Source organism: Pelomonas sp. BJYL3, from assembly GCF_027257975.1.
GTDB lineage: Bacteria > Pseudomonadota > Gammaproteobacteria > Burkholderiales > Burkholderiaceae_C > Roseateles_B > Roseateles_B flavus.
The window spans coordinates 629,248-654,204 of sequence record NZ_JANZKX010000001.1; the positions used below are offsets into that span (position 1 = coordinate 629,248).

The 24,957-nt window shown below is 70.1% G+C and carries 20 protein-coding genes; 14 read left to right on the forward strand and 6 right to left on the reverse strand.

Features of this window, described 5'->3' with window-relative positions; all coding sequences use genetic code 11:
• Positions 1-170 precede the first annotated feature (170 nt).
• Positions 171-920, forward strand: a complete 750-nt coding sequence (locus tag O9Y01_RS02855) for a Crp/Fnr family transcriptional regulator (RefSeq protein WP_269629968.1) — start codon at positions 171-173, stop codon at positions 918-920.
• Positions 921-1,040: 120 nt separating this feature from the next.
• Here the strand turns inward: O9Y01_RS02855 and O9Y01_RS02860 are convergent, their stop codons facing one another.
• From O9Y01_RS02860 to O9Y01_RS02870, 3 genes are all read right to left on the reverse strand, one after another.
• Positions 1,041-3,107: a sulfatase-like hydrolase/transferase gene (locus tag O9Y01_RS02860; RefSeq protein ID WP_269629969.1), complete on the reverse strand. Its 2,067-nt coding sequence runs from the start codon at positions 3,105-3,107 to the stop codon at positions 1,041-1,043.
• Between the two features lie 257 nt (positions 3,108-3,364).
• Positions 3,365-4,015 carry a class I SAM-dependent methyltransferase gene (locus O9Y01_RS02865; RefSeq protein ID WP_269629970.1) on the reverse strand — a complete coding sequence of 217 codons (651 nt, stop codon included), beginning with the start codon at positions 4,013-4,015 and terminating at the stop codon, positions 3,365-3,367.
• A 538-nt stretch (positions 4,016-4,553) separates the two neighbouring features.
• The gene (locus O9Y01_RS02870; RefSeq protein WP_269629971.1) at positions 4,554-5,156 is read right to left on the reverse strand and encodes a GNAT family N-acetyltransferase; all 603 of its coding nucleotides are present in this window, start codon (positions 5,154-5,156) and stop codon (positions 4,554-4,556) included.
• Between the two features lie 1,251 nt (positions 5,157-6,407).
• On the opposite strand from O9Y01_RS02870, the gene O9Y01_RS02880 reads away from it, so the two are divergent.
• The 3 genes from O9Y01_RS02880 to O9Y01_RS02890 all read left to right on the forward strand — a co-directional run bounded on the left by O9Y01_RS02880 (position 6,408) and on the right by O9Y01_RS02890 (position 13,024).
• Positions 6,408-6,857 carry a hypothetical protein gene (locus O9Y01_RS02880; protein WP_269630556.1) on the forward strand — a complete coding sequence of 150 codons (450 nt, stop codon included), beginning with the start codon at positions 6,408-6,410 and terminating at the stop codon, positions 6,855-6,857.
• Positions 6,858-7,594: 737 nt separating this feature from the next.
• On the forward strand, positions 7,595-9,238 hold the full coding sequence (locus O9Y01_RS02885; RefSeq protein WP_269629972.1) for a Y-family DNA polymerase: 1,644 nt from the start codon (positions 7,595-7,597) through the stop codon (positions 9,236-9,238).
• Positions 9,239-9,343: 105 nt separating this feature from the next.
• Positions 9,344-13,024 (forward strand): error-prone DNA polymerase, encoded by a 3,681-nt coding sequence (locus tag O9Y01_RS02890; protein ID WP_442952712.1) that lies wholly within the window; start codon positions 9,344-9,346, stop codon positions 13,022-13,024.
• A gap of 233 nt (positions 13,025-13,257) precedes the next feature.
• On the opposite strand, the gene O9Y01_RS02895 is transcribed toward O9Y01_RS02890, so the two are convergent.
• Complete coding sequence (locus O9Y01_RS02895; protein ID WP_269629974.1) at positions 13,258-14,337, reverse strand: integron integrase; 1,080 nt, start codon at positions 14,335-14,337, stop codon at positions 13,258-13,260.
• Positions 14,338-14,865: 528 nt separating this feature from the next.
• Between O9Y01_RS02895 and O9Y01_RS02900 the strand changes: the two genes are divergently transcribed.
• From O9Y01_RS02900 to O9Y01_RS02940, 9 genes are all read left to right on the forward strand, one after another.
• On the forward strand, positions 14,866-15,195 hold the full coding sequence (locus tag O9Y01_RS02900) for a hypothetical protein (protein ID WP_269629975.1): 330 nt from the start codon (positions 14,866-14,868) through the stop codon (positions 15,193-15,195).
• 315 nt (positions 15,196-15,510) lie between these two features.
• A complete protein-coding gene (locus O9Y01_RS02905; protein ID WP_269629976.1) occupies positions 15,511-15,861 on the forward strand; it encodes a hypothetical protein in 351 nt (116 codons plus the stop codon).
• A 17-nt stretch (positions 15,862-15,878) separates the two neighbouring features.
• The gene (locus tag O9Y01_RS02910) at positions 15,879-16,178 is read left to right on the forward strand and encodes a hypothetical protein (protein ID WP_269629978.1); all 300 of its coding nucleotides are present in this window, start codon (positions 15,879-15,881) and stop codon (positions 16,176-16,178) included.
• Positions 16,179-16,199: 21 nt separating this feature from the next.
• Positions 16,200-16,919, forward strand: a complete 720-nt coding sequence (locus O9Y01_RS02915) for a hypothetical protein (protein ID WP_269629979.1) — start codon at positions 16,200-16,202, stop codon at positions 16,917-16,919.
• Entirely contained in the window at positions 16,847-17,437 is a 591-nt protein-coding gene (locus O9Y01_RS02920; RefSeq protein ID WP_269629980.1) for a DUF1877 family protein, read from the forward strand. The genes O9Y01_RS02915 and O9Y01_RS02920 overlap by 73 nt, the downstream gene beginning before the upstream one ends.
• Before the next feature lie 46 nt (positions 17,438-17,483).
• Positions 17,484-17,987 carry a DUF6265 family protein gene (locus tag O9Y01_RS02925; RefSeq protein WP_269629981.1) on the forward strand — a complete coding sequence of 168 codons (504 nt, stop codon included), beginning with the start codon at positions 17,484-17,486 and terminating at the stop codon, positions 17,985-17,987.
• A gap of 690 nt (positions 17,988-18,677) precedes the next feature.
• Entirely contained in the window at positions 18,678-19,046 is a 369-nt protein-coding gene (locus O9Y01_RS02930) for an ankyrin repeat domain-containing protein (RefSeq protein WP_269629982.1), read from the forward strand.
• A 124-nt stretch (positions 19,047-19,170) separates the two neighbouring features.
• Complete coding sequence (locus tag O9Y01_RS02935) at positions 19,171-19,800, forward strand: dioxygenase family protein (RefSeq protein WP_269629983.1); 630 nt, start codon at positions 19,171-19,173, stop codon at positions 19,798-19,800.
• 26 nt (positions 19,801-19,826) lie between these two features.
• Positions 19,827-20,207 (forward strand): VOC family protein, encoded by a 381-nt coding sequence (locus tag O9Y01_RS02940; RefSeq protein WP_269629984.1) that lies wholly within the window; start codon positions 19,827-19,829, stop codon positions 20,205-20,207.
• Positions 20,208-20,238: 31 nt separating this feature from the next.
• Here the strand turns inward: O9Y01_RS02940 and O9Y01_RS02945 are convergent, their stop codons facing one another.
• On the reverse strand, positions 20,239-21,003 hold the full coding sequence (locus O9Y01_RS02945; protein ID WP_269629985.1) for an SDR family oxidoreductase: 765 nt from the start codon (positions 21,001-21,003) through the stop codon (positions 20,239-20,241).
• A gap of 173 nt (positions 21,004-21,176) precedes the next feature.
• Here O9Y01_RS02945 and O9Y01_RS02950 point away from each other — a divergent pair, with 173 nt between their 5' ends.
• Entirely contained in the window at positions 21,177-21,674 is a 498-nt protein-coding gene (locus tag O9Y01_RS02950) for a hypothetical protein (protein WP_269629986.1), read from the forward strand.
• Positions 21,675-21,767: 93 nt separating this feature from the next.
• On the opposite strand, the gene O9Y01_RS02955 is transcribed toward O9Y01_RS02950, so the two are convergent.
• A complete protein-coding gene (locus O9Y01_RS02955; RefSeq protein WP_269629987.1) occupies positions 21,768-24,608 on the reverse strand; it encodes a TonB-dependent receptor domain-containing protein in 2,841 nt (946 codons plus the stop codon).
• Positions 24,609-24,957: the final 349 nt, after the last annotated feature.

The window sequence follows — 24,957 nt, forward strand, 5'->3', positions numbered from 1 at the left end:
CCTGGATGGCGCTCGCCCGACTTTGTTGGCAGCAATGCTAGACCTTTACTTTGACGTCGTGTTGTCGTTGGAACGACATTTGAGAGAAATCACACCGGGCGTTTTCCCGGGGGCGCAGATCACGGTCGCGTCAGGCTCCTGTCATGCGCAGCGGCGATGAATACGGGACCATGCGCACCAGCCCTCTGCACGACCTGCCCCCGCCGGCCACCCTCCCGCAACACCTGACCCTGCGCCAGCGCGCCCGCGCCGCCAGCGCCAGCGAACTGGCGGCCATTCCCTGGCTGCGGGTGCTGGACGAGGAGCACCGGCAGCTGGCCATCGCCCACCTGCAGATCGGCGAGGCCGAGGTGGGCGAGCGGGTCTGCCGCATCGGCAAGCCGGCCAACTTCTGGTTCGGCGTGGTCGACGGCCTGCTGAAGATGAGCAATGACGACGCCGCCGCGCAGTCCATCACCTTCACCGGCGTGCCGCCCGGCGGCTGGTTCGGCGAGGGCACCCTGCTCAAGCGCGAGGTCTACCGCTACAACATCCAGGCCCTGCGCAAGAGCACCGTGGCCGGCCTGCCCATCGAGACCTTCCACACCCTGCTCGAGACCAGCCTGGCCTTCAACCGCTTCGTGCTGAACCAGCTCAACGAGCGGCTGGGGCAGTTCATCGCGGCCCGCGAGATCGACCGCATCTCCGATCCCGACCTGCGCGTGGCCCGCAACCTCGCCGCCCTCTTCAACCCCCTGCTCTACCCCGGCGTGGGCGGCATGCTGCGCATCACCCAGCAAGAGCTGGCGCGACTGGTGGGCCTCTCGCGCCAGCGGGTCAACGAGGCCTTGAAGCACCTGCAGGAGGCCCAGCTGATCGCGGTGGACTACGGCGGCCTGCGCGTGCTGGACCTCGATGGCCTGAGGCGCTACCGGCCCTGATCTGACACCGGCCAGGGTCCGATGGGTGGAGGCCTGCTTCGGCTTCCAGACCCGCCGCCTAGCTCACCAGGTGAGCACCACACCAGGACGCCACCGACCCTCGCCTGACATCTCCGAAGCTCACCGGATGCACAGGCGACGCATGGCCTCCAGGTGCAAGGCCTTCAAGGGCTCGAAGACCTCCTGGCAGCGCGCATAGGGCTGCACCTCGCCATCGCCCAGGTCATCCCGCCGCGCGCTCATGCAGGCCTTGCGCAGGGGCGCATGCGCCAGGAACTGGCCCTGCTGGTGCATCAGCTCGGCGCCCAGATAGCCCACGCCCTGCATGAAGGTCTTGCGCCGGGCCAGGCCCTCGGCGTCCAGCGGCAGCCCTTCCGCATAGGCCTGCGGGCTGAGGCGGCCCAGGCGCCGCATCACGGTCGGCCCGATGTCGATGTGCGAGCTCACGTGCCCGGTCTCGAAGGGCAGCTCGCGGCCGCCGTCGTAGATCAGCAGGGGCACGCGGCTGGACACGCCCGCCAGCCAGCCCGCGGGGATGCCCTCGTATTCCGCCTGCGTCCGCAGGCCGTGGTCGCCGGTCACCAGCAGCAGCGTCTGTTGCAGGCGCCCGGCCTGCTGCAGCTGCGCGACGATCTCATGCAGCCAGGCCATCTGCAGCCGCCCCAGCGCCTGCGCCCGCTCCGCCAGGCTCACCGGGCCGGCCCGCGCCAGCAGGTCCGGCCAGGGTCCGTGGCCGATCTGCGGCGCGAACACGGCCACGTAGGGCCGGCCCTGGCCGCGCCAGGCTTTCATGTCCTGCAGCAGCTGCTCCAGGGCCTGCTGGTCCAGGATCGCCTTGGCTGGCAGGGAGGCCACGCTGCCCGCAAAGATACGGCGCTGAATGCGCGCCAGCCGCTCCTGCGCCCGCGCCTGGCTGCCGGCATCGTTCGCGGCGATGTAGCGTGTACTCAGGCCCAGGCGTTCGAGCATCAGGCCGTCGCTCTCGAAGCTGTCCGGCGAAGGGGCGTAGTGCCGGGTGGCGTAACCGGCCCTGCGCAGCTCGTCGACCCAGCCCAGGGCCTGGGACTCGCGGCACTTCAGCCACTGCCGGCGCCCCTCGGGATACAAGGCCGACAGCACAGAGAAGGTGGCGTCGCTGGTGTAGGGGTAGCTGGCGTAATGGCGGCGGGCCAGCCAGGCCTGGCGGGACCAGCTGCGCAGCAGCGGGTCCTCGGCCATCAGCGCCTGCAGGTCGAAGAATTCGGCCGGGGCCGTTTCCATGATGAAGAGGATCACGTCGCGCGCCGCGACAGGCGCATTGGCCGCCACGGGGTGTGGTGCGGGGGGTGGCGCGGGGTGTGGCGAACGTGCCGTCGAGTCGGCCTGGGGATGGACTGCAGGCAGGGCTGGCTGAGGGGGCCGCGCGCCCGCTGCCTCGGGTGCTTGCTCCGTGCAGGGGGCATCCACCATGGCACAGAAGGCCTCCTGCAGCTGCGCCTGGCTGTGCCCCCGGTACTGATGCATCTGCGGGTCCGGCAGCATGGCCGAGAGGGCACGCGCCAGGGCCGCTGACGATTGAGGGTAGGCCGTCACCGGCTGCAGAAAGGCCAGCAGCACGGCCATCGACAACCCGATCGCCATGCTGGTGGCCGCCCAGGCCGCCGAGCGCCTGCGCAGGCGGGGCGGCCAGCGCCAGCGTCCGCTGTCCAGCCACAGCAGGAGCAGCATGAGGCCCGCCGTGCTGGCGAGGATCTTCAGCCAGGTGCGCGGGGTCACGTAGTACTGGATGATGTCGGGATCATCCCGGGCCCAGGCGAGGGCCTCGGCAATCATGTCCCAGTTGAGCAGGGTGCTCACGTTGGCGAAGGCCGCCATGTCGGCGTGCAGCAGCATCACATAGGCCAGCAGCAGCGCCGCCAGCACGGGGCGCAGGCCCGGCAGCTGCCGCTGGGCCGCCATGACACCCGCCAGCAGCGGAATCAGCAGCAGGCCCCAGGCGATGTCGGCGCCATAGAGGCCCAGCACCTCCCAGGGGCTGAAGTCCTCGACCTGCCGGTGCAGCACCCGCGCCAGCAGCGTGAGCCCCGTGAGGTGCTGGAGCTGCAGGTGCTTGAACAGCAGCCATCCCAGGCCTGCGAGGAAGAAAGCCCCGGCATAGGCCAGGAAACTACGCCAGCGAAAGCTCGCGGCCAGCTTGGACATCCACATAGAAACACTCGATCACGGCCGCCGGATGGCGCCTCCCGGGCCCAGACGGCCCCGCGGCCATGCGCTTGCCCGACCGTCCTGTTGGGACGGCCGGCTCACGCAGCCCGCGCGAGGGGGCCCTCAGGGCTCCGGCCTGTGACCGTGAGCCGATCGGCCCAGCCCGGCGCGCAGGGTACGTCCATGTGCAGCGCGACGCGAGGGGCAGGCCCGCTTTTGAGCCCTGACATTAACCCCTTGGCACAAAGAAGCAAACGCCCTCACAGCTCGTATTCAAAAAGCCAGAAATTGTCGAGGCGCTGGTAGCGGGTATGGCGGGCCACGCCGGCCACCAGGGCCTGGAGCTCCGCCTGCGTGGGGAAGTTCTTCAGCACGCGATGCACGCTGCCGTCGCGCAGCGGGCGGTGCTGGTAGGTGTTGCCGCGGGCGTCGGTCTCGGCGATGGGAAAGTCCTGGCACTGGCGCTCGTGGTTGTCGATCCAGAGCACGCGGGCGCCGGCATTCAGCCGCCCATGCAGGGAGGCCACAAAGGCCTCGCGCGCCTCCACCGGCACGTGGGAGAACCACAGGCCGGCAAAGGCGGCATCGAACTGCCCCAGGTGCGGGGGCAGCGCGTAGGCGTCAGCCTGTTCGAACTGCACCGCCTGCACGCCCGGGCGCTGGCGCGCGAAGGACAGCGGCTCGGCGGTGTAGTCCGTGGCCACCATGCGCAGCGCTGCAGGGGCCAGGTCTTGCGTCCAGTAGCCCGTGCCACAGGCGATCTCCAGCAGCGAGCGCCCCCCGAGGCGCTCCGGCAGGTGCTGGCGCAGATAGGCGATGTCCGCGGCCCGTTCCGGCTTCAGGTAGACGGCGTCGTAGTAGGGCGCGCGGCCGGCGTAGTAGGCCTGCATCTCGGCCGAGGCGTGACTCATGCTTGCTCTCCTCCCTCAAAGCGGGGCCTCACCGGTCCCGTGCGTTGTGCGTTGTGCGTTGTGCGTTGTGTGTTGTGCGTTGTGCTTCGTTCGCTGACTGCTGACTGCGCACGCGCTGCCTGCCATCTGCAAGCTGCGGTCCAGCTTCAGGCGCCCGCTCATGCTCATGCTCATGCTCGTGGCCAGTCCAAGTCCAAGTCCAAGTCCAAGTCCAGCTCAGCTCAGCTCAGCTCAGCTCAGCTCAGCTCAGCTCAGCTCAGCTCAGCTCAGCGCTGATCATGCGCTGCCAGCTGTCTGACTGCTGCATGCCCGTCCTCGTGCCCGTGCTCGCGCGCTGAAGGCAGCGTGCCCGGTCCCGTATGGCCGTATGGGCGGCCTGTCGCGTATGGCCGTCTGGCCGGCCGGTCGCTTGTCGAAGGGCTTGCTGCCTGCTGCGCGCTCGCGCCGGGTGTCCGCTCGCGCCGCAGGCGCAGGTGAGGCGCCAGGGGCTTGCTGCGGCCTGCCCGTGCGGGGCCTTGCGCACGCCCGGGCGCGGAGGCTAGCGGTCCCGGGGCTTGCAGCAATGTCCGGCGGCGCGCTGTTCCAGGTAGCAGCCCTCGTTCATCTCGTAGATCAGGCTGGCCGCCTGGCCGGGCACGTCCCCCCAGGCGCCGATGAGGCGAAGGCCGGCTCGCTCCAGGGTCCGGCGCGCAGGCTGGTTGGCTGGCCGCACCACGGACAGCACCTCGGCTTCATGCAGCTGCTCAAAAGCCAGGGCCAGGGCGGAGCAGGAGGTCTCGGCCGCATAGCCCTGCCCCCAGGCCTGGGGACGGAAGCGGAAGTGCAGATTCATCGCCTGCTGGCCATCGATGCGCTTGCGCATGATGCCGCCAACGCCCAGGACCTCCTGCGGCCGCTCGCGCCGGCAGACCAGCCAGTAGCCGAAGCCGTGGTGCTGCCAGTGCAGCAGCCAGCGCTCCAGTTCGGCCTCCATGTCGGCCAGCGCGTGCAGGCAGCCGGCCGGGTTGTAGCGATGGGTGGCTGGATCGGCATGGAATTCATGCAGGGCGGGCAGATCGGCCGCCTCGGGGGCACGCAGCCAGAGCCGCTCGGTCAGGCGCTCCGCCGGCCCCAGCGAGGCCAGGGACGCCGGGCCGCCCAATGAAAAATCGCCCCCCGGCTGAGACCGGGTGACAGGCGCGGCTGCGGCAACAGGGGCCGCAGCCCAGGCAGCGGGAACGGCAGGAACGGCAGTGGACACGCAGAAATCCTTGGGCTGAGTCATGGCTTCAGTCCCCCTCCAGCCTTTTTCGGGTTTTCCCTGATTATGCAAGTCTGCCCCTTTCCCGGTGGGCAACCCAGGACTTCAATCCCCCAAATTCTTGGGGGATTGGTCCTGCTCAGTACGCCTTGCGTACAAGCACACCCATCTGGACATCCTGCCGCCAGCTTCTATACTGGTTTTTTATACAGTATTGCTTGCCTCCCCATGTCTGCCGCCCCGCCCTCCCTCGCCCGCGCTGCCCTGCTGGACCATCCGCTGCTGCGGGACGGGCGGCTGTGGCAGGCGGGCAGCCTGGGGCGCTGCCAGAGCCGCACCTTCAGCAGCGGTTTTGCAGCCCTGGATGCCGAGTTGCCTGGCGGTGGCTGGCCCAGCCAGTCCCTGTGCGAAGTCCTGCAGCCGGCCGGCCAGCATGCCGAATGGCGCCTGCTGGCCCCGGCACTGCGCAGGCTTTTTGCGGCCGCCTCCGGCGAAGAATCCCTGGGCTGCCGCTCGACAGGCCACAGCGCCACGCTCGGCAGCTCAAGGGGCAGCCCGGCCACCGGCGGCAGCTCTCCGGCGATGCCCCCCATCCTGCTGATCGCACCGCCCTTCGTGCCCCATGGCCCGGGTCTGCTGGACCTGGGCCTGGAAGCGGCGCAATGGGTGTGGATCAAAGCCACCCCCGAGCCGGAGGACATGGGCACGCAGGGGTGGCCGGAGAAGCGATGGGAGCAGCGGGGGGAGAGGCGGGAGGACCCGCTGGGGAGGTATCCGGGGGCCGATCAAGGAGCGCATCAAGAAGGCCATCGAGGACTGCCTCGGGGCGTGCATCAGGGCACATGGCAAGGGGGACATCAGCCAGAAGCTCAGGCAGCACATCAGCCAGCACATCAGCCGGCACGTCAGGCGCCCCATCTCGCGTCCTATGAGCGCTGGAATGAGGCACTGCATGGGGGACTGCATGCGGAGGTGCATGAGGCGCTGCGTCAGCGGCCTCCCCTGGGGGCACCGCTGGCGGCATTGCAGAGATCCCAGCAAGTACCTCAGCAAATGCCGAAGCAGGGATCGCGGCAGCGCTCTCTGCAGGGGGCGTATCGCGGGTCGCCTGCGGTCAGACATTCGAGGGCTCAGCAGACGCTGCATGAGGCCTTGTGGGTAGCCGAGCAGGCCATCAAGTCCCAGGCGGCCGGTGCGGTGCTGGCCTGGTTGGACGGCGCCCAGCCTGAGCAGATCCGGCGCCTGCAGGCCGCGGCCCTGAACTCGCCCGTGCCCATTTTCCTGATGCGGCCGGACAGCGCCGCGACCCAGTCTTCCGCGGCCCCCCTGCGCCTGCGCCTGAGCCAGCCCGCCGCCTCGCGAGGGCTGGCCCCGGGTCTGCTGGAGGTCCTGCTGATCAAGCGCCGCGGACCGGCCATGATCCAGCCCCTGCAACTGCACAGCCTGCCTCCACGCCTGCAGCAGAGCCTGCCAGCCCGCTTGCGCCAGGGCGTGGCACCGCCGCAGCCGCCCGCCCAGGCCGGCGAGCCGACCCGGACGCAGCAGGCACCAGGCCGCCTCTCACCACTGGCCCGGTCTTCGACGCCAGAGGTGGAAGCATGAGCCCGCCAAGCCACCTCCGGGGGCTCGTGCTTGATACGCCTGCGGCAGAGCGCGTGCCTACCCCTTCCCCGAACAAACGCCAGGGGGACAGGCCTGATGCACGAGGCAGAGGTTTGGCAGCCCATGGGCAGGCTCACGCGCCGGGTGGCTGCCGCGGGCCCCTGCCCGAGGCACAAAGTGCAGAGGGCACGCCTGCCCATGCGCCGCATGCGTGTCAGGAGGTCAGGTCTGAGGCGCCAAGCAATGGCTTGGCAGCCCATGGGCAGGCTCACGCGCCGGGTGGCTGCCGCGGGCCCCTGCCCGAGGCACAAGGTGCAGAGGGCACGCCTGCCCATGCGCCGCATGCGTGTCAGGAGGTCAGGGCTGAGGCACCAAGCAATGGCTTGGCAGCCCATGGGCAGGCTCACGCGCCGGGTGGCTGCCGCGGGCCCCTGCCCGAGGCACAAGGTGCAGAGAGCGCGCCTGCCCATGCGCCGCATGCGTGTCAGGAGGTCAGGGCTGAGGCACCAAGCAATGGCTTGGCAGCCCATGGGCAGGCTCACGCGCAGGTCGACTCGCAGATCCATCTGCAGGTCCATCTGCAGGCCCGCTCGCAGATTCACTTGCAGGGTCACCTGCCGGGCTGCTCCCCGGAGCTTGCACTTGTGTCGCCTGGTGTACAGAGCGAGAAAGACGCCCAGGAATGCCCGCGAGTCAGTCCCGGTGTGATCAGTCCCGGTGTGATCAGCCCCGGGTTGATGCCCCGCCCTCATGCGGCGCCGGCCTCGAGCGCCCCGCATTGGCTGGCCCTGCGCCCCCGGACCGATTCCACGCAGACGGACGCCCCGGGGGCCGGCTCTCCACGGGCTGATGGCGCGCAGGTCGGATCGGGCCAGCCCAGCCCTCAGCAGCAGCTGGCCTGGTGGGCGCTGCAGTTCACCCCCCGGGTCTGCCTGCTGGAGGAGGCAGTGCTGCTGGAGGTGTCCAGCTGCTTGCGCCTGTTCGGCGGCTTGCGAAACCTGCATGAGCGCATCCAGCGCGAGGGTCGAGCCCTGGGTTTGCTGCCTGCCGCTCCACCTCCGACTTCCACCCCTTCCGGCGCTTCCGCCCTTGCTGCCTTGCCCCCCGAGCTCCCAGCCATGGCCTGGGCGCCCAACGCCCTCGCGGCCCTGGCCTTGCTGCGCGGCGGACGGCGCAATGGCCTGACACGCCCGCTGCATCCCTTGCTGGATGCCCTGCCCCTGTCCTGCCTCAGCGCCGTGCAGGTGCAGTCGCCCATGCTGGCGCGGCTGGGATGCCGACGCCTGGGGGATGTCCGGCGCCTGCCACGGGCCGGCCTGGCGCGGCGCTTCGGGGCCGAGCTGCTGCTGGCCCTGGACCGGGCCTATGGCGATCTGCAGCAGGCCCATGACTGGGTCCGGCTGCCCGAACGTTTCGAGGCCCGGCTGGAGCTGCCCTGGCGCCTGGACGACGCCCCCGCCCTGATGCCGCATGCCGAGAGCCTGCTGCGCAGCTGCTGCGCCTGGCTCAGCGGCCATCATGCCGGCCTGAGCAGCCTGCGACTGGGCTGGCAGCATGACGCCATGCGGGCCCGCGACTGCCCACCCGGTGGCGAGCTGCTCCTGCGCAGCGCCGAGCTCACCCGCAGCTTCGAGCACCTGCAAGGCCTTCTGCGCGAGCATCTGGCCCGGCTGACCCTGCCTGCCCCTGTGGCTGAATTGCGGCTCTGGGTGGAGCACATCGAGCCCTTGCGGCCGCCCAATGCCGCCCTGCGCCTGGATGAGCACGCCCGCGCTCCTGCCCGCGAGCCCCTGAGCCTGCTGCTTCAGCGCTGCGCCGTGCGATTGGGACCCAGCCAGGTCTGCCAGAGCCGGCTGCAGGCCGATGCCCGCCCCGAAGCCATGCAGGCCTGGGCTCCCTGGGGCGAAGACCCCACTGCCCCGGCCGCCCCGACGGCCCCGACAGCCCCGAACAAGGCGTCCAGGACAGGCCGGACGCCCTTGCCCGGCAGGAGCGTTGCCGCTGGCAGCGCGGGCATGCTGGGCAGCCCGGCGTCCGCCTGGCCGGGCCCCCAGCCCAGCTGGCTGCTGGATCCTCCCTTGCGCCTCTCGAGCTCGCAGGAGCGCCCCTTCTACCAGGGGGAACTGCAGCTGCTGCTGGGCCCGCAGCGGGTGGAAAGTGGCTGGTGGGGCTGGCCGGGCCAGGCCCTGCTCCCTGAGCGCGGCAGCTCTGCCCCTCAGGTCCAGCGGGACTACTACCTGGCCCGCAATCCCCAGGGGCAGCTGCTGTGGATCTTTCGTACGCGGGAAGGCCTGGCCTCGCGGTCGGCCGGCGCCGGCAAGCCCGCCCAGGAGGATCCGGACGCCACGATGCACTGGTATCTGCAAGGCCTCTTTGCCTGAGGTGCACCTGCCATGCCCTCCATCCCTCATGCGCACGAAGAGGACGGTGCCCACCCTCCGGGCAGCCACAAGTCCCAGCGCCCTCTGCCGCCGGCCCTGCAGCGCATGCTGCAGGGCGCCAACACGCCGGGCACCGCGGGGCGCTCGGGCGAGGCTCGGCCCGGGGCACGCGTGCTGCCAGGCTATGCCGAGCTGCAATGCCTGAGCAACTTCAGCTTTCTGCGCGGCGCCTCGGACCCCGAGGAGCTGGTGCTGCGCGCCCAGCAGCTGGGCTATCGCGCCCTGGCGCTGGCGGACGAATGCTCGCTGGCCGGCGTGGTGAGGGCCCATGTGGCCCTGAAGAAGCTCGTCGGCCAGCTTCGCGAGGAGGCGCCGGAGCTGGACCCCGAGCTGGAGGTGGTGCAGCTGATCATCGGCAGCCAGTTTCGGGTGAGATGGCCGGGGACTGCGCAGGACCCTGCGCAGCAGAGTGGGCAGGCGCGCCCCCAGAGCAGTGCACAGAGCAGCGCACAGACCGATGAACAGCCCGATGAACAGCCGGGCGCGAAGGCAGAGCAGGCGGAGCAGGACGAAGACGCCCGGCCGTCCGCCTCTGCGATCGGAGGACGCTCCCCTGCACCGGGAGAAGACCCGGAACCCGGCTTCCAGCTGGTGCTGCTGGCCCGCCACCGTGAAGGTTATGGGCAGCTCAGCGAGTTCATCACCCGGCTGCGCCGGGCCTCTCCTGTCAAGGGCCGCTACCGCCTGGACTGGCCGCTGCTGCGGGAGACCCTGGCAAGCGGACAGCTTGGCGGCTGTCTGGCCCTGCTGCTGCCGGACCGCCGGCTGGAGGCGCCCGACGAACTGATCGAGCAGGCCCGAGCCCTGCAGGCTGCCTGCGCGCCGGGCCAGCTGTGGCTGGGCCTGTGCCTGCTGCGCGAGCTGTCCGACGAGGCCTGGCTGCAGCTGCTGCGCGAGATGAGCGCGCACCTGGCCCTGCCCCTGGCGGCCTGCGGCGACGTGCATTTCCATGTGCGCTCCCGCAAGCCCCTGCAGGACGTGATGACGGCCACCCGGCTCAACCGCCCACTGCATGCCTGCGGAGGAGCCCTCCATCCGCAGGCGGAACGCCATCTGCGCAGCCGCCTGCGCCTGGGCCAGATCTACCCGGCCGACACCCTGGCGGAGACCCTGCAGATCGCCTCCCTGTGTCATTTTTCGCTGGACGAGCTGCGTTACCAGTACCCCGAAGAAGTGGTGCCGGCCGGCTATACGGCCCAGAGCTGGCTGCGCAAGATGACCTACGACGGCATGCACAGACGCTGGCCCCAGGGCGTGCCGCCCGAGCACCGCCAGACCATCGAGGACGAGCTGACTCTCATCTGCGAGCTGGGCTATGAGCACTACTTCCTCACCGTGGCGGACATCGTCCGCTTTGCCCGCTCCCGCAAGATCCTCTGCCAGGGCCGGGGCTCGGCAGCCAACAGCCTGGTCTGCTACAGCCTGTACATCACCAGCATCGGCCCCGAGCGCGGCAAGCTCCTCTTCGGCCGCTTCATCAGCCGTGAGCGCAACGAGCCGCCGGACATCGACGTCGACTTCGAGCACGAACGCCGCGAGGAAGTCATCCAGTACCTCTATGAGCGCTACGGCCGGGACCGCGCCGCGCTGACCGCTGTGGTGATCCGCTACCGCGCCCGCAGCGCCCTGCGCGATGTGGGCCGTGCCCTGGGCGTTGAGGAGGCCCTGGTCGAGCGCCTGGCCAAGGACCACTCCGGCTGGGCCCAGGAGATCCTGCCCGAAGACAGGCTGCAGGCCCTGCAGCAGGAGATCCTGGAGCGCCAGGGCCGGGACCTCGTGCAGGAGCTGCCCCTTCGTCAGCTGATCGTGCTGGCCCGGCAGCTGATGGGCATGCCCCGCCACCTGAGCCAGCACGTGGGCGGCTTCGTGCTGACGCAGGGCCGGCTCTCGCGTCTGGTGCCCATCGAGAACGCCACCATGCCCGGTCGCAGCGTCATCGAGTGGGACAAGGACGACCTCGATGCCCTCAACCTGCTCAAGGTGGATGTGCTGGCCCTGGGCATGCTCTCGGCCCTGCGCCGCTGTTTCGCGCTGGTCAATGGCCTGCGCGAGGAGTACCGCGACCACCCGCTGGAGCTGGCCCGCATCCCCGAGGGTGACGAGGCCACCTACGACATGATCTGCAGGGCTGACACCGTCGGCACTTTCCAGATCGAGAGCCGGGCCCAGATGTCCATGCTTCCGCGCCTGAGGCCACGCTGCTTCTACGACCTGGTGGTGGAGGTGGCCATCGTGCGACCCGGGCCCATCGAGGGCGGCATGGTCCACCCTTATCTTGAGAACCGTCGCAAGGGCAAGGATGGCATCCGCTATCCGAAGGAGGCCTTGAAGGAAGCCCTGGAGCGCACCTATGGAATCCCCATCTTCCAGGAGCAGGTGATGCAGGTGGCCATGATCGCCGCGGGGTTCACGCCAGGCGAGGCGGATCAGCTGCGGCGCGCCATGGCAGCCTGGAAGCGCCCCGGCGACCTGGCCCAGTTCCATGCGCGCATCCTGAGCGGCATGCGGGCGCGGGGCTATGAGGACGAGTTCGCCGAGGCCATCTTCCGTCAGATCCAGGGGTTTGCGTCCTACGGCTTTCCGGAGTCGCATGCGGCGAGCTTCGCCCTGCTGACCTATGCCAGCTGCTGGTTCAAGAGGCATGAGCCCGCGGTCTTTCTGTGTGCCCTGCTCAACTCGCAGCCTCTGGGTTTCTACACGCCGGCGCAGCTGGTGCAGGATGCGCGGCGCCATGGCATCGAGGTGCGGGCGGCAGATGTGAACCTGAGTGACTGGGACTGCAGCCTGGAAACCACCCCCCGTGCCGGTGAGCGCGAGCGCAGCTGGATGCAGGGCGAGGCGCCCCCGCTCGCGCCGGACCACGCCCGCCCCTTCGAACACACCCGCCCCCAGCCCGCCGTGCGCCTGGGCCTGCGCCTGGTGTACGGGCTCAGTGAGGAGACGGGACGGCGCATCGTGGCCTGCCGGGAAGGGTGGGCGGTGCCGGCGGCCGCCCCTGCCTGGCATGCCCGCAGCCAGGGAGTGGCCGCCCCGGGACCGGGGGCACTCCCTTCGCCGCCAGTGCCGCCAGTGCCGCCAATACCTCAAGCACCCGCACCTTATCGAGATGCGCAAGACCTGGCCCTGCGGGCGCGCCTGGATGCGCGCGAGATGCAGCTGCTGGCCGCGGCCGACGCCCTGCACAGCCTGGCCGGCCACCGCCGTCAGCAGATCTGGGAAGCGAGCGCACAGGGGCGCACACCGGCCCTGCTGCAGGACGCCCCCATCCATGAGCCGCCCCTGCAGCTGAGCCTGGCCCCCGAGGGTGAGGAGCTGCTGTGGGATTACCGCTCCCTGGGCCTCAGCCTGCGCCGCCATCCGCTGGCCCTGCTGCGCGGGCGCCTGCAGGCGCATGGCCTGCGCAGTTCGGCCCAGCTGGCCCAGGTGCCCCATGGCCGGCGGGTCCGTACCGGCGGCCTGGTGACGGTGCGCCAGAAGCCCCAGACCGCAAAGGGCACGCTCTTCGTCAGCCTGGAAGACGAGCACGGCAGCATTCAGGTCATCGTCTGGGCAGATGTCTATGCCCGGCATCGCAGCACCATCCTGGCCGCCCGGCTGCTGGCAGTGCACGGCCGATGGCAGCGCAGCCGCGAAGGCATCTGCAACCTGCTGGCCGAGAGCTTCGAGGACCTCAGCCCCTGGCTGGGGCGCATGGCAGACGAAGCGGGGAGCCGGGATTTCCGATAGCGCCCTGCCCGGTCGGGGCCGACCCGGGGAAGCTGGGGCAGGCCCGGCATCCCCGACGCGCGGGTGAGCGCTGCCGGTGGCAACGACATCAGGGCCTGCACCTGCACCTGCACCTGCACCTGCAGCGGCAGAGGCAGCCTCATCGACATCGACATCGACATCGACACCGACACCGACGTCAACGTCAAAAAAGGTCATGGCACCAGCAGGCGGGGAGGTGATCGCCGAGGGCATCATGGCGATGCCTTGGAATCACCGGCCTCCTGCCCTGTCGTGGCCAGTACATGGGTGTAGACCAGGGTGGTCCGGACATCTCGATGGCCCAGGAGCGCCTGGAGGCTGCGGACATCATGACCGGCCTGCAGCCGGTGCAGGGCGAAGGCATGGCGCAGCGCCTGTGAAGAGCAGGGCGTGGGGATGCCGGCCCGCCGGGCCGCATGGGCGATGGCACGCTGCACAGCGCCTTCCAGCACCGGATGGCGGCGCACCTCGCCACTGCGGGACTCAACCAGCAGCCGGCTGCCGGGGAACACCCACTGCCACCCCAGAGAGCGAGAGGCCGTGGGGTGACTGGCGGCCAGCGCCTGGGGCAGGGGCACCTGGCCATAGCCGGCGGCCAGGTCCTGCTCATGCAGGGCCTGCACCTGGTTGAGCTGGGCCTGCAGGGCCGGCACCAGCGCCTCCGGCATGACCGTGAGGCGGTCCCTGCCTGCCGGGTCCTCGCGCACGAGCAGCTCGCAGCGGCTGAAATCCAGGTCCTGTACGCGCAGCCTGAGGGCCTCCCGCAGACGCAGCCCACTGCCGTACAGCAGGGCAGCAATGAGCCAGAGCTGGCCATGCAGCTCGCCCAGCAGGGCTTGCACCTCGGAGATCGACAGGGCCATGGGCAGGCGCTGCCGGGCCTGATCCCGCACCAGCTCACTGAGCCAGGGGGCCTCAAGCCTGAGCACCTGCCCGTACAGGAAGATCAGCGCCGCCCGGGCCTGGTATTGCGTGGACGGGGCGGCCTTGCGCTCCAAGGCCAGATGCGTCAGGAAGGCCGCCACCGCCCTGGCATCCAGCTCGGCGGGATGGCGCTGGCCATGGAAGAGGATGAAGCGGCGGGCCCAGTCCACATAGGCCCGCTCGGTGCGAAAGGCGTAGTGGCGCAGACGCAGCGTCTCGCGCATCTGGTCCAGCGCCTGCATGGCAGGGCTGGCCTGCTGCCGGGCCAGGTGCAGGGGAAAGCCGCGAGCCCGGGCCGAGGCCTCACGGGGGGACAGACCCTCGACGCACTGGGACTCGGCGGCGACCTTGCAATGGTTAGATTCCATGCGGCGGAATCTAGACAGCATAAGAAGCCGCGGCATCCACCATCCGGTGGGCCCAGCGTCCAACGGAAGCGCCCCCATTCCTGACGATGGCCCGGCCACTTATCAATGCCACAGTCCGTGACCTCAACCAGGCAAGCAAAAAAGGCGCTCCTTTGCAAGACTATTCTTCAGGCATTCAGTGCGTGCCCACCGGTGCGCGGGCGGCCGGCAGCCCGGAGCTACGCCCCTGCATCAACGTGGCCTTCATGGAGCATCTGTTCCGGCAGATCCCCAGCCTCCCGTGCGCGTCTTGCTGGCAGCTGCCGCCAGCACCGACGCCATTCCGCCCCCCCATTGAGGATGCGCTCAGCGCCCCTTCAACCCTCTCTCACGTGAGGCAGGCATTAGACTGCGCCCATCGCCCTGCCCGCCTAGCCGCATCGCCCCGCACCGCACCACACGGTCCCTGCGACGCTGCTGCGCCGGACCGGCACCAAGACCATCACCGGCATGCCCGAGGGCGGCAGGCATGCCTGGGAGGAGAAGACCATGAACCCACCAAACCTGGGCCCCGCAGTACGACAAGGCCTGCAGCACCGGCTGCTCTGCGGCGGACTGCTCCTGGCCTTCCTGCCGGTCCACGTGCTCAGCTTCCACATCGAAGGGTCGGCCCTCCACCTGCTGCCCATCCTGGCTTGTCTGCTGATGTCGGCCCTGGGGTTTCTGGCGCCCCTCATCCTCACCGAAGGCTTCAACAGACCCATGCCCTCGAGCCAGCATCTGGCCTTGTGCTCGGTCGCGGTCCAGCGGGTGCTGATGCTTGCAGCCGCCCTGCTGATGATGGCGCCTTCCCTGAAGAGGGCGCTGGGTGCGGCCTGAGCGGATGATGCGCGCTGGACGACCTGGGCGATCTGAGCGGCCTGGACGATCTGGGCGGCCTGGGCGGCCTGGACGATCTGGGCGGCCTGGACGACATGTCCCACCTGGGCGGCCCGAGCAGTCCATGCGCTCGCGGGCGCTGCCCGGCCTGCCCTGCGCCGAGGCCACGGACCGCACCGGCCCTGACGGTCCGCGTTCCCGGACCGGCGGTGGCCGTCATCGCTGAGTTGCGCATGGCACTGATCGAACACAGCACGCTCATTGCCGCGCCCATCGCGGAGGTCTATCGCATCTCGCAGGACTATGCGGTGCGCTATGAGTGGGACCCCTTCCCTGAACGCATCGAGCTCGTTGCGGCGTCCGCTGGATCAGCTGGGGCGGCTGGGGCGGCTGGCTCGGCTGGATCGGCTGGATCGGCTGAAACAGCCGGGGCGGCTGGACCTGCTGAACCTGCTGAACCTGCTGAACCTGCTGAACCTGCGGACCCTGTTGGATCTACAGGATCTACAGGACCTTCTGGGCCTGCTAGACCTTCTGGACGTGCAGGACCTGCTGAACCTGTTGGATCTGCTGGATCTACAGGACCTGCTGGGGCGGCTGTACCTGCTGGGGCGGCTGTACCTGCTGGGGCGGCTGGCGAGGTCGCCGTCGGCAGCGAGGTCCTGATCCGATCGAAGTTGGGCATGGGCATGCGGGTGGCCTTCGTGCAGCTCCAGCCGCCGACCCGCGCCGCGGTGAAGATGGTCCAGGGGCCGTGGTTCCTGGAGAAGTTCGCCGGCTCCTGGGTCTTCAAGGCGCAGTCGGCGGACATCACGCTGGCACGGTTCCGCTACACCGTCGTCGCGCGGCCCGGGCTGCTGCGCGGCCTGATCGAGCCGCTGGCGGCGCTGTACTTCTCGCGGGTCGTCGAGAAACGGCTTGCGGGCCTCAAGGCCTTCTGCGAACGGCCGGCTTGCCTCCCGACCTCTCATGAACGCGCCTGATCTTCCTGCCCTCCAGCCCCCATGCCAATCACACCCCAGCCCCCCGGCTACCAGACGCCCCTCAGCGCCGAGGGCCTGCAGGCGGCCGTTCCCGCCCGGCGCAGCCTCCTGGCCCTGCTCTTCCTGGTGATCTGGCTTGGCGGCTGGTGCTTTGGCGAGGTGCAGGCCATCGAGCAGCTGCGCCAGCCCTCCGACAAGCCACCCACCGCCGTCCTGCTCCTGTGGCTGGCCGGCTGGACGGTGGGCGCCCTGGGCATCATGCTGGGGCAGTTCCCCGGCCGGGAGCGGCTGACGGTCGATGCCATGGCACTGGCCCATCGCATCGAGATCTTCGGCCTGGGCCTCACGCGGCGCTATGCCGGGGCCGAGATCAAGGCCCCGCGGGCGTCGCCGGCCGGCAGCCTGGCGCAGTACCAGGCCTGGCGGCCCGCGCTCATGGGCCCGACCCGTGACGCATTAGCCTTCCACTGCGGCGCCAGGACCATCCGCCTGGCCCCGGGCTGGACGAGGCCGAGGCCCGTGAACTGGCGGTCCAACTGGCGGTCCAACTGGCGGTCCAACTGGCCGCCCGCCTGCCCCCGGCCGCACGCGCTGGCTGGAGGCCACATCACCTCCGCCTGCGGCCGCGACCGCGAGACAAGACCTGACCCCGAAGGAGCATCGACACCATGGGCATCTGCTGCAGCCTCTACGCCCTATCCCCCGAGCAGCTGGCGCGGCTGCGCGCCGATCCGCCCCTGATCTGGCGGCTTCTGGAGCCCGACGACGCGAGCCCCTACCTTGCAGAAGTAGCGCCCCCGAAGCGGGTCTCCTGGCTGCAGCGGCTCCTGGGCCGGGCCCAGACGCCCGCCGCGCCTGCAGTGGCGGTGCCGGAATTTCCGGGGCATGAGCGGCTGGAGGCCGACCTGGACAAGTCCTGGGACGGCCTGCGGCACTGCATCGGCCGCTGCGCCCCGGACGCGCCGGACCTCTTCGCCGGAGACGGCCCCATCGGCCGCATCGAGGTGGGCTATGGCCCCGCCCTGGCCGTCGACAGCGACACCGTGGCCCGCTATGCCGCCTTGCTGGAGGGTGTCGGCGAGGAGGGTCTGCGGCGGCAGCTCCAGTCCTCGGACTTCAAGGACGTCTACCTCGGCGATCTCTGGCGTCGGCAGGGGGCAGACGTCGAAGACTATCTGCTGGAGAATTTCCGTGAGCTCCTCGGCTTCCTGCGGCAGGCCGCTGCACAAGGTCAGGCCGCCGTGATCTGCTACACCTAGCAGCACCCACCCCAGGCCGGGGAGCGACACCCCCACAGGAGCCTTCATGCCATCCTCCCTCATCCGGCCCATCCCGCTCGCAGCGCTGGCCCTTGCCGCCGCCTGCGCCGCCCTGCCCGCCCGGGCGCAGTCCGTCCATGACATGGCCTGGCTGGCCGGCTGCTGGCGCGGGCATGGCGGCGAGGCCGGCACGGTGGAGCACTGGCTGGCGCCGGCGGGCGGCACCATGCTGGGCATGAGCCGGACGGTCAGGCAGGGCAAGACCGTGGAGTTCGAGTTCATGCAGCTGCGGCAGCTGCCGGACGGCACCCTGGCGCTCATGCCCCAGCCCTCGGGCAGGCCCGCGACGGTCTTCCGGCTGCTGAGCAGCGGCCCTCGGGAGGCCGTCTTCGAGAACCCGACGCACGATTTCCCCCAGCGCATCGCCTACGCACGGCAGGAGGATTCCCGCCTTCTCGCCAGCATCGAGGGCCTGCGCAACGGGGCACCGCGCCGGATCGAGTTCGCCTTCTCGCGGGTGGTCTGCGAGGATGCCGCCAGCCAGCCCTGAGCCCGGTGCAGCGCCCCTCCTCACCGCGACCCTGCTGGCGCCCGCAGCCCAGGCCCTCGCCCCCCGGCGCCCCCTGCGCCTGGCGCTGGCGGCGGTGCTGTGCCTGCCGCTCGGCCTGCTGGCCCTGGCGGGCTGTCTCACGTCCACAGTGCAATGCCCCTCCAGCGGTGCCCTGCTGTACCCGGCCTGCGAGAACGCTGGGGATGGCAACGGCGGCGCACCCCTTGGCATCGCACTGCTGGCCTGCTGGCCTGGATGGTCCCGTGCTGACCGGCAGGGCGCTGTGCCGGCGCTTGCGGGCACCGTTCGCGACGCCACCCGGCAGGAGAACACATGGAGCCCCCATGGAGCCCCCATGGAGCGGCCATTGAACCTGCAGGGCGCAGGCCTGGGGCCCGCAGGCTGCTCCGGCTCGACCCGCCCGGGCACCGGCGCTGCAGGCCAAGCAGGCAGGGCCGAGGACCGGCGCCCTCCGCCCGGCCCTGCACACGGCAGGTGCTTGCGCCCGCGGCCCCGCTTCTGGCATCCTGCGCTGCGGCGAACGTCGGGTTCGCCATCACGCGGGCAAGACCTGGCACCCGCCGCCTGCCCTGCGGCCCATGACCGGTGGCGGTCCAGTGCAGGATTCAGTGCATCGTCAGCGCAGTTTCAGCGCAAGGTCAGCGCAAGTGCCAACACAAGGGAGACGCCATGTCCGGAGGAAACTGGAAGGAGCTGTTCCACGCGGCCTGCAGCGGGGATCTGGCCCTGGTCGGCTATCACACCCGCAACGGGGTGGACCTCAACTACGCCCATCCGGAGTTCCTCGGCACGCCGCTGGTGGCCTGCATCCTGGCCGGGCAGGAGGAGGTGGCGCTGTACCTGCTCGAACAGGGCGCCGACCCTCGGCTGCGTTCCGAGTTTGACGGCGCCACGCCGCTGCAGGCGGCCCGCCGGGCCGGCCTGGCCGGCGTGGAGCAGCGCCTGCTGGCGATGGGCGTGCAGGAAGACCCGCCCGCAGCGCCCGCCCGCCAGGGCTTCGGCCGCTGGCTGCTGCGCCGGGCCGGCCTGGCGGCCTAGGCTGGCACGACCTGTCTGCAAAGGCTGGCGGGGCTGCCGCCGGAACCAGGCACGCAAGACCTGACCCTCCCTGGGCGGGACCGCCGCCCCTTCTCTCCACGAGCTCTCGATCCAGGAGGCCCCCTTGAGACACCTCGCCGTGATGATGCTGTGGGCCGCCGCCACCGGGCTGGCGCATGGCCAGGGGGAACCGGTGGTCGGCCTGCCTTGCGAGGGCTGCGCGTCCGTGTTCGTCGGCATGCCGGCGCAACTGGGCGCCCGGGCCCGCATCGCCCCGGCCGACGAGCCGGGCGCGCCCATGGTCATCACCGGCCGCGTGTTCAACCGCAAGGGCGAGGCGCAGGCGGGCGTGGTGATCTATGCCTACCAGACCGACAGCCGGGGCCGGTACCCCGAGCCGGCCGGAGCCCCGGACTTCGAGACCCGCCGGCAGGGCCGCCTGCGCGCCTGGGTGCAGTCTGATGCCGCGGGGCGCTACACCTTCGACACCATCCGGCCCGGCAGCTACCCGGGAGAAGACGTGCCCGAGCACATTCATCTCCATGTGCTCGAGCGCGGCTGCGCCACCTACTACATCGACGACCTGATGTTCACGGACGATCCCAAGCTCACACCCAGGCAGGCCCGCCGCATGACCCGGGACCGGGGCGGCTCGGGGCTCTCGCGCCCGCTCATGAAGGCGGGCGTCTGGCAGGTGAGCCGGGACATCCACCTCGGCCGCAACATCCCCGGCGACCCGGCCTGCGGCGCCTAGCCCAGCCCCTCTTGCAAGGAGCCCCCATGTTCGACCATGTCAAGTTCGGTGTCAGCGACTACGCGGCCAGCAAGGCCTTCTTCCTTCAGGCCCTCGCGCCGCTGGGCATTGCCGCCGTCGGCGAGGGCGTTCCCAGCTACGGGATCGAACTGTGCCAGGCGGGCAGCGAGGCCTCGCTATGCCTGCACCTGAGCCAGGACAAGCCGGCGCCCCTGCACCTGGCCTTCAGCGCCGCCAGCCGCGAGCAGGTCGACGCCTTCTACCGCGCGGCGCTCGCCGCCGGTGGCCGGGACAACGGCCCGCCCGGCCTGCGCCCGCACTACCACGCGGGCTACTACGCCGCCTTCGTCATCGGCCCGGACGGGCACAACATCGAGGCCGTGTTCCACGAGCGCGGGGCGGCCTGAAGGCCTGGGGCGGGCGCCGCGTGAACAGGCCCTAGGTCCGCGTGATGGACACCCCGCCGTCGACCAGCAGGGCCGTGCCCGTGGTGAAGGAGGAGGCCTCCGAGGCCAGGTACAGCACTGTGCCGGCGATCTCCTGGGGTGTCGCCAGGCGCTTCAGCGCGTGCAGGCTGCCGACCTGCCGGCGCTTGTCCTCGGTGTCCGCGAGCTGCCGGCCCATGGGCGTGTCCGTGCCGCCGGGCAGGAGGGCGTTGACGCGGATGCCCTGCCCGCCGAACTCCGCGGCCAGCGCCTGCGTCAGGCCCAGCAGGCCGGACTTGCTCGCAGCATAGGCCGCCATGCCGGGGAAGCCCACCGTGTAGCCGACGAAGGTCGAGGTGAAGATCACCGAGCCCTTCCCCCGCCTCAGCATCGCGGGGATCTGGTGCTTGGCCGCCAGGAAGGCGCTGCTGAGGTTGATGGCCAGGGTCTCGTCCCAGGCCTCGCGGGTGATCGCGGGGCTCTCGCCCATCGCGCCCAGGGTGCCGGCGTTGTTGAAGGCGATGTCCAGGCCGCCGAAGGCCGACACCGCCTGGTCGACCAGGGCCTGCGCATAGGCCTCGTCCTGCACATCGCCGGCCAGGGCATGGGCCTGCCCGCCGGCCTGGCGGATCTGCTCGGCCACCGCCTCCAGCCGCTCCCGGCTGCGCGCTCCCAGGACCAGGTGCGCGCCCGCCCCGGACAGGGCCAGGGCCGCGGCCCGGCCTATGCCCGAACTCGCACCCGTCACCAGGGCCACCTTGCCTGCCAGACATGCCATCGTTCACTCCTTTGATCTTGATTGAGGCAGGCCATGCTCGCCGCGGGCGTCGCCCGGCGCATTCCGTTTCTTGCGACCGGGGCAGGCAGTCGGGCGGCTATCATCCCCGGCCGGACCTGCGCCCCTCCCCCTGGGCTGACGCAGCCGCCTTGGTCATCGACAGGAGCCCCCGGATGTTGCACAAACGCTCAAGCCCCGCGGACCGGCCGGCCGCTTCCCGCACCGTTCAATGCCCTGCGGCCTGGCTGGGCCTTGCACTGCTGCTGTGCGCCGTGCAGGGCGCCCAGGCCGCAGACCGCCCCGGCTTCGCGCTGAGCTTCCACCCCGTGGGCAGCTCGGCCTTTGACGGGCCGCCGAAGATCGGCGAGCCGGGCTTCATCCCGCCCGTGGCCCTGACCATCGTGGCGCCCCAGGATGCCCGCTGCCTGGCCCGCAAGCCCGTGGGCGAGTACGAGGCCCTGATCGAGGCCGACGGCCGCGTGGCCGGCGTGCACTCGCACCATGAGCCCGTCGAGGGCGATGCCTGCGAGAAGAGCCAGCTCTTCCCCTACATCCGCCAGTGGCGCTTCGCCCCGGCCACCTGGGAGGGCAAGCCCATTCCGGTCTATCTCTGGATCGGCATCGAGGGCTCGGTCGAGTCCGTCCAGCCCAGGCGTCCGGCGCGGCGCTGAGCCCGTCGTGGAAACGACAAGGCCCCGGGCAGCACACTGCCCGGGGCCCCGACGCTCCTCTTCCTCTGCAGGCCTTGCTGGCCTGTCCTGGGATCAGTACTTGTAGCTGGCGTTCACGTAGAAGGTGCGGCCCAGCGGGTTGGCATAGCGCGCATCAAAGCCGATCTGGTTGCCGCCGCCGGAGGTGCGCAGCGAGAAGGGCGGCGCCTGGTCCAGCACATTGCGGATGCCCACGGTCAGCGCGGTGGACTTCAGCAGCTGCATGCGGGTCTGCCAGTCCAGCGTGCCGTAGGACTCCACGTCGCGGATCACCGTGGCGTAGGCGCCCAGGCTGCCGTCGGCATTGACCACGCGCACCTTGCCGTCCGCGGCGGACTGCTCCTTGTCGTGGTAGCCGCTGCGCCAGTTCCAGGTGGCGGTGTGGCTGAACATGCCATGGCTCAGCGTGGCGCTGGCGCGCTGGATCACGCGGAAGGTCACGGTGTTGTAGGCGGAGAAGCGGCCCACCGAGTTCTCCACCGTGCCCGCGCCGTCGTCGATCTCCGACTTGAGCATGTAGGTGCCCGACCAGCTCAGCGCCAGGCGGCCCAGGCCTTCGAGCTTGCGGGCATAGGCCAGCTCCCAGTCCACGCCGCTGAAGCGCGAGCTGCCGAGGTTGTAGCTGGGCAGCAGCACGGCCAGCTTGTCCGAGCCCCGGGCCGGGTCGTAGACGGTGCGGATCAGGCTGTCATAGGCCGTGGGGTTGCCGAAGACCAGGGACTCGGGGAGCGCGACGATCTGGTGCTTCATCTTGACCGCCCAGTAGTCCAGGCCGGCGCTGAGGCCCTTGACGGGCTCGACCTTGAGGCCCAGGGTCATGTTGCGGGACTCCTCCGGCTTCAGGCCGTTGGCGCCCGACAGCGGATTGCCACCGCTGAGCAGGTCGTACTGCGTCGTGCCCTCGCAGTTGACGGCCCGCGGGTCCGGTGCCTTGACCGGGCAAGGATAGGAGCCGCTGGTGTTGGTGCCGCCCGAGATGGCCTGGGTGATCAGGTCCATCTCCGGCACCTTGAAGCCCGTGCCGTAGGAACCGCGGACCAGCACGCTGTCCTGCGGCTGGAACTTGAAGGCCAGCTTGTAGGTCGCCTTGCTGTTGGCATTGCCCTGCTTGGCCGGCGCTGCGAGCTTGCCCTGGTCGTCCAGCACGATGTTGTTCTGCACGGCGCTGTAGTCGTCATAGCGCAGCGCGGCCGTGGTCTCCAGGGTCTTGGTGAGCGGCAGGGCCAGCTCGGCGAAGAGGCCCCAGTTGCGGCGGCTGGCCTCGATGGGCAGGGCACCGGTGCCGCGACCGAAGGCTGTGTCGGTGCCACTGTGCAGGGCATTGGGGCCCATGGCCAGGGCGCTGGGGTCGTAGTCGTACTTCCGGCGCGTCAGGTCGCCGCCGGCGCCCAGCATGGCCGGGCCTGCGGGCATGCGGAACAGCTCGCCGGACAGGCGCGCGCCCACCGTGTCCAGCGCGGTGCGGGTGCTGTCGTTGCGCTCCTTCAGGATGCAAGGGGCGAAGGCGCTGGCATTGCCGCCCACCGGCGCGAAGGGGTTGAACTTGCCGCTGTCCAGCAGCGCGTTGTAGCAGCTCTGGCGCAGGTAGCCGCCGTCGTAGTAGGTGTCGGCGCGGCTGGTGGAATGCACATAGCTGGCGCTGTAGTCGAAGTCGCGGAAGACGCCCTCCACGCCCACGGCCAGGTGGCGTGCGTCGGTCTTGAAGAGGTCCGAGCGGCCGCCGGCGTCGCTGAAGCGGTTGTTGGTCGTGGCCTTGCTGACGTTGGCGGGGTCGATGCCCAGCTTGGCCAGATGGGGCTGGACGTTGGCGGCGTACAGCGGATCGCTGAGGCTCAGCCCGATGGCCTGGGCCACCGGCGCATGGCGCTCCTTCAGCTCGAACTTGGAGGCCACGGCCTCGAAGAAGGCGCTGGTGTTCTCGTTGATCTTGACCGTGCCCGACGCGAACAGGCTGTCGCGCTTGGTGGAGGGCTGCAGCTGCACGGTGGCGGCGTAGTCGAACTGGCAGGCCTGGTCCAGGCCCACGGTGGCCAGCACGGTGTTGGGGCCGCACTTGCCGTTCTTGAGGTAGTCCGGCGAGAAGGTCAGCGCGCTGATGGCGCTGCCGCCCGGGCCGGTGATCGGGTTCTTCAGGCCCAGGGTCACCGAGGACGGCGCCGTGTTGCGGGCGGACTCGTACAGCGTGTAGGTCTTGCCCTCATGCGTGAAGGGCACCACGCCGGACCTGGCGAAGTCGCGGTCGGCCGCATTGAGCTCGTTCTGGCGCTCGTGGGCAAAGGCCAGCAGCACGTTGTAGCCGTCGACCGGATAGTCGCCAAAGCCCTTGCTGAGGTTGACGCTGCTGGAGCGGCCGCCGTGCTTCTGCGGCACCGAGACGGAAGCCTCCAGCACCAGGTTGGTCTGGTTCTTCTTCAGGATGAAGTTGACGACACCGGCCACGGCGTCCGAGCCGTACAGGGCCGAGGCGCCGTCCGTCAGCACTTCCACCCGCTCGATGGCGGCCAGGGGGATGCTGGAGAGGTTGACCGCGGAACCGGCGTTGTAGGCGGCCAGGCGGCGGCCATTGAGCAGCACCAGGGTGTAGGCGGCGCCGATGTTGTGCAGCGAGGCGTTCTGCACGCCGCCGGGGCCGTCCCCGTTGACGGAGGCGGACGACGTCTGGAAGCCCTGCATGGCGGGCAGGGCCTGGATCAGGTCCTCCACATTGCGGGCGCCCGAGCGCTCGATGTCGGCACGGGTGAGCGTCTGTACCGGTAGCGCACCCTCGTTGGCAATGCGCTTGATCGAAGAGCCCGTGACCTCCACGCGCTCCAGCGTTTCCTGGGCGAGCACCCCTCCGGTGGCGGCCACCCCCAGCGAGAGGAGGACGGCCTTCGTGATCAGATTTTTTTTCAAGATTGCACCTGTGTTGCACCCTGTGGTGCAGCGGTTGTTGGGCGGCGGAACGAGGGGTCCCGGCCTTGGAGCCCTGCGTGTCCCGGTGGTTCCGCCGACCTTGGCTTGGGCTTGGCTGCACAGGGACGATCTTGTATATCGTTTGTGCTTTCGTAATATATTTAATGTCGACTAACAAGATGGATAGGTGTTTTCAGCAGGACAAGCCGGGAGGCTCCGTGCTAATCGCCCGCGCGCGGTGGGCTCGGGCAGGTCGGTGGCACACTGGCCGCACTTGCAGGGAGGAACGATGAACGGCATGTGGATCGAGCTTGGGGCGGCAGTCCTGGGCCTGCTGGCGCTTCACGCG

Excerpts from the sequence above, each read along its gene's own strand:
- O9Y01_RS02855 (WP_269629968.1), top strand. The coding sequence starts at position 171 with ATGCGCACCAGCCCTCTGCACGACCTGCCCCCGCCGGCCACCCTCCCG.
- O9Y01_RS02945 (WP_269629985.1), bottom strand. The coding sequence starts at position 21,003 with ATGGCATGTCTGGCAGGCAAGGTGGCCCTGGTGACGGGTGCGAGTTCG.
- O9Y01_RS02930 (WP_269629982.1), top strand. The coding sequence starts at position 18,678 with ATGTCCGGAGGAAACTGGAAGGAGCTGTTCCACGCGGCCTGCAGCGGG.
- O9Y01_RS02890 (WP_442952712.1), top strand. The coding sequence starts at position 9,344 with ATGCTGCAGGGCGCCAACACGCCGGGCACCGCGGGGCGCTCGGGCGAG.
- O9Y01_RS02905 (WP_269629976.1), top strand. The coding sequence starts at position 15,511 with ATGAGTGGGACCCCTTCCCTGAACGCATCGAGCTCGTTGCGGCGTCCG.
- O9Y01_RS02860 (WP_269629969.1), bottom strand. The coding sequence starts at position 3,107 with ATGTGGATGTCCAAGCTGGCCGCGAGCTTTCGCTGGCGTAGTTTCCTG.
- O9Y01_RS02920 (WP_269629980.1), top strand. The coding sequence starts at position 16,847 with ATGGGCATCTGCTGCAGCCTCTACGCCCTATCCCCCGAGCAGCTGGCG.
- O9Y01_RS02950 (WP_269629986.1), top strand. The coding sequence starts at position 21,177 with ATGTTGCACAAACGCTCAAGCCCCGCGGACCGGCCGGCCGCTTCCCGC.
- O9Y01_RS02910 (WP_269629978.1), top strand. The coding sequence starts at position 15,879 with ATGGGCATGCGGGTGGCCTTCGTGCAGCTCCAGCCGCCGACCCGCGCC.
- O9Y01_RS02925 (WP_269629981.1), top strand. The coding sequence starts at position 17,484 with ATGCCATCCTCCCTCATCCGGCCCATCCCGCTCGCAGCGCTGGCCCTT.
- O9Y01_RS02940 (WP_269629984.1), top strand. The coding sequence starts at position 19,827 with ATGTTCGACCATGTCAAGTTCGGTGTCAGCGACTACGCGGCCAGCAAG.
- O9Y01_RS02900 (WP_269629975.1), top strand. The coding sequence starts at position 14,866 with ATGAACCCACCAAACCTGGGCCCCGCAGTACGACAAGGCCTGCAGCAC.
- O9Y01_RS02865 (WP_269629970.1), bottom strand. The coding sequence starts at position 4,015 with ATGAGTCACGCCTCGGCCGAGATGCAGGCCTACTACGCCGGCCGCGCG.
- O9Y01_RS02895 (WP_269629974.1), bottom strand. The coding sequence starts at position 14,337 with ATGGAATCTAACCATTGCAAGGTCGCCGCCGAGTCCCAGTGCGTCGAG.
- O9Y01_RS02915 (WP_269629979.1), top strand. The coding sequence starts at position 16,200 with ATGCCAATCACACCCCAGCCCCCCGGCTACCAGACGCCCCTCAGCGCC.
- O9Y01_RS02885 (WP_269629972.1), top strand. The coding sequence starts at position 7,595 with ATGCCCCGCCCTCATGCGGCGCCGGCCTCGAGCGCCCCGCATTGGCTG.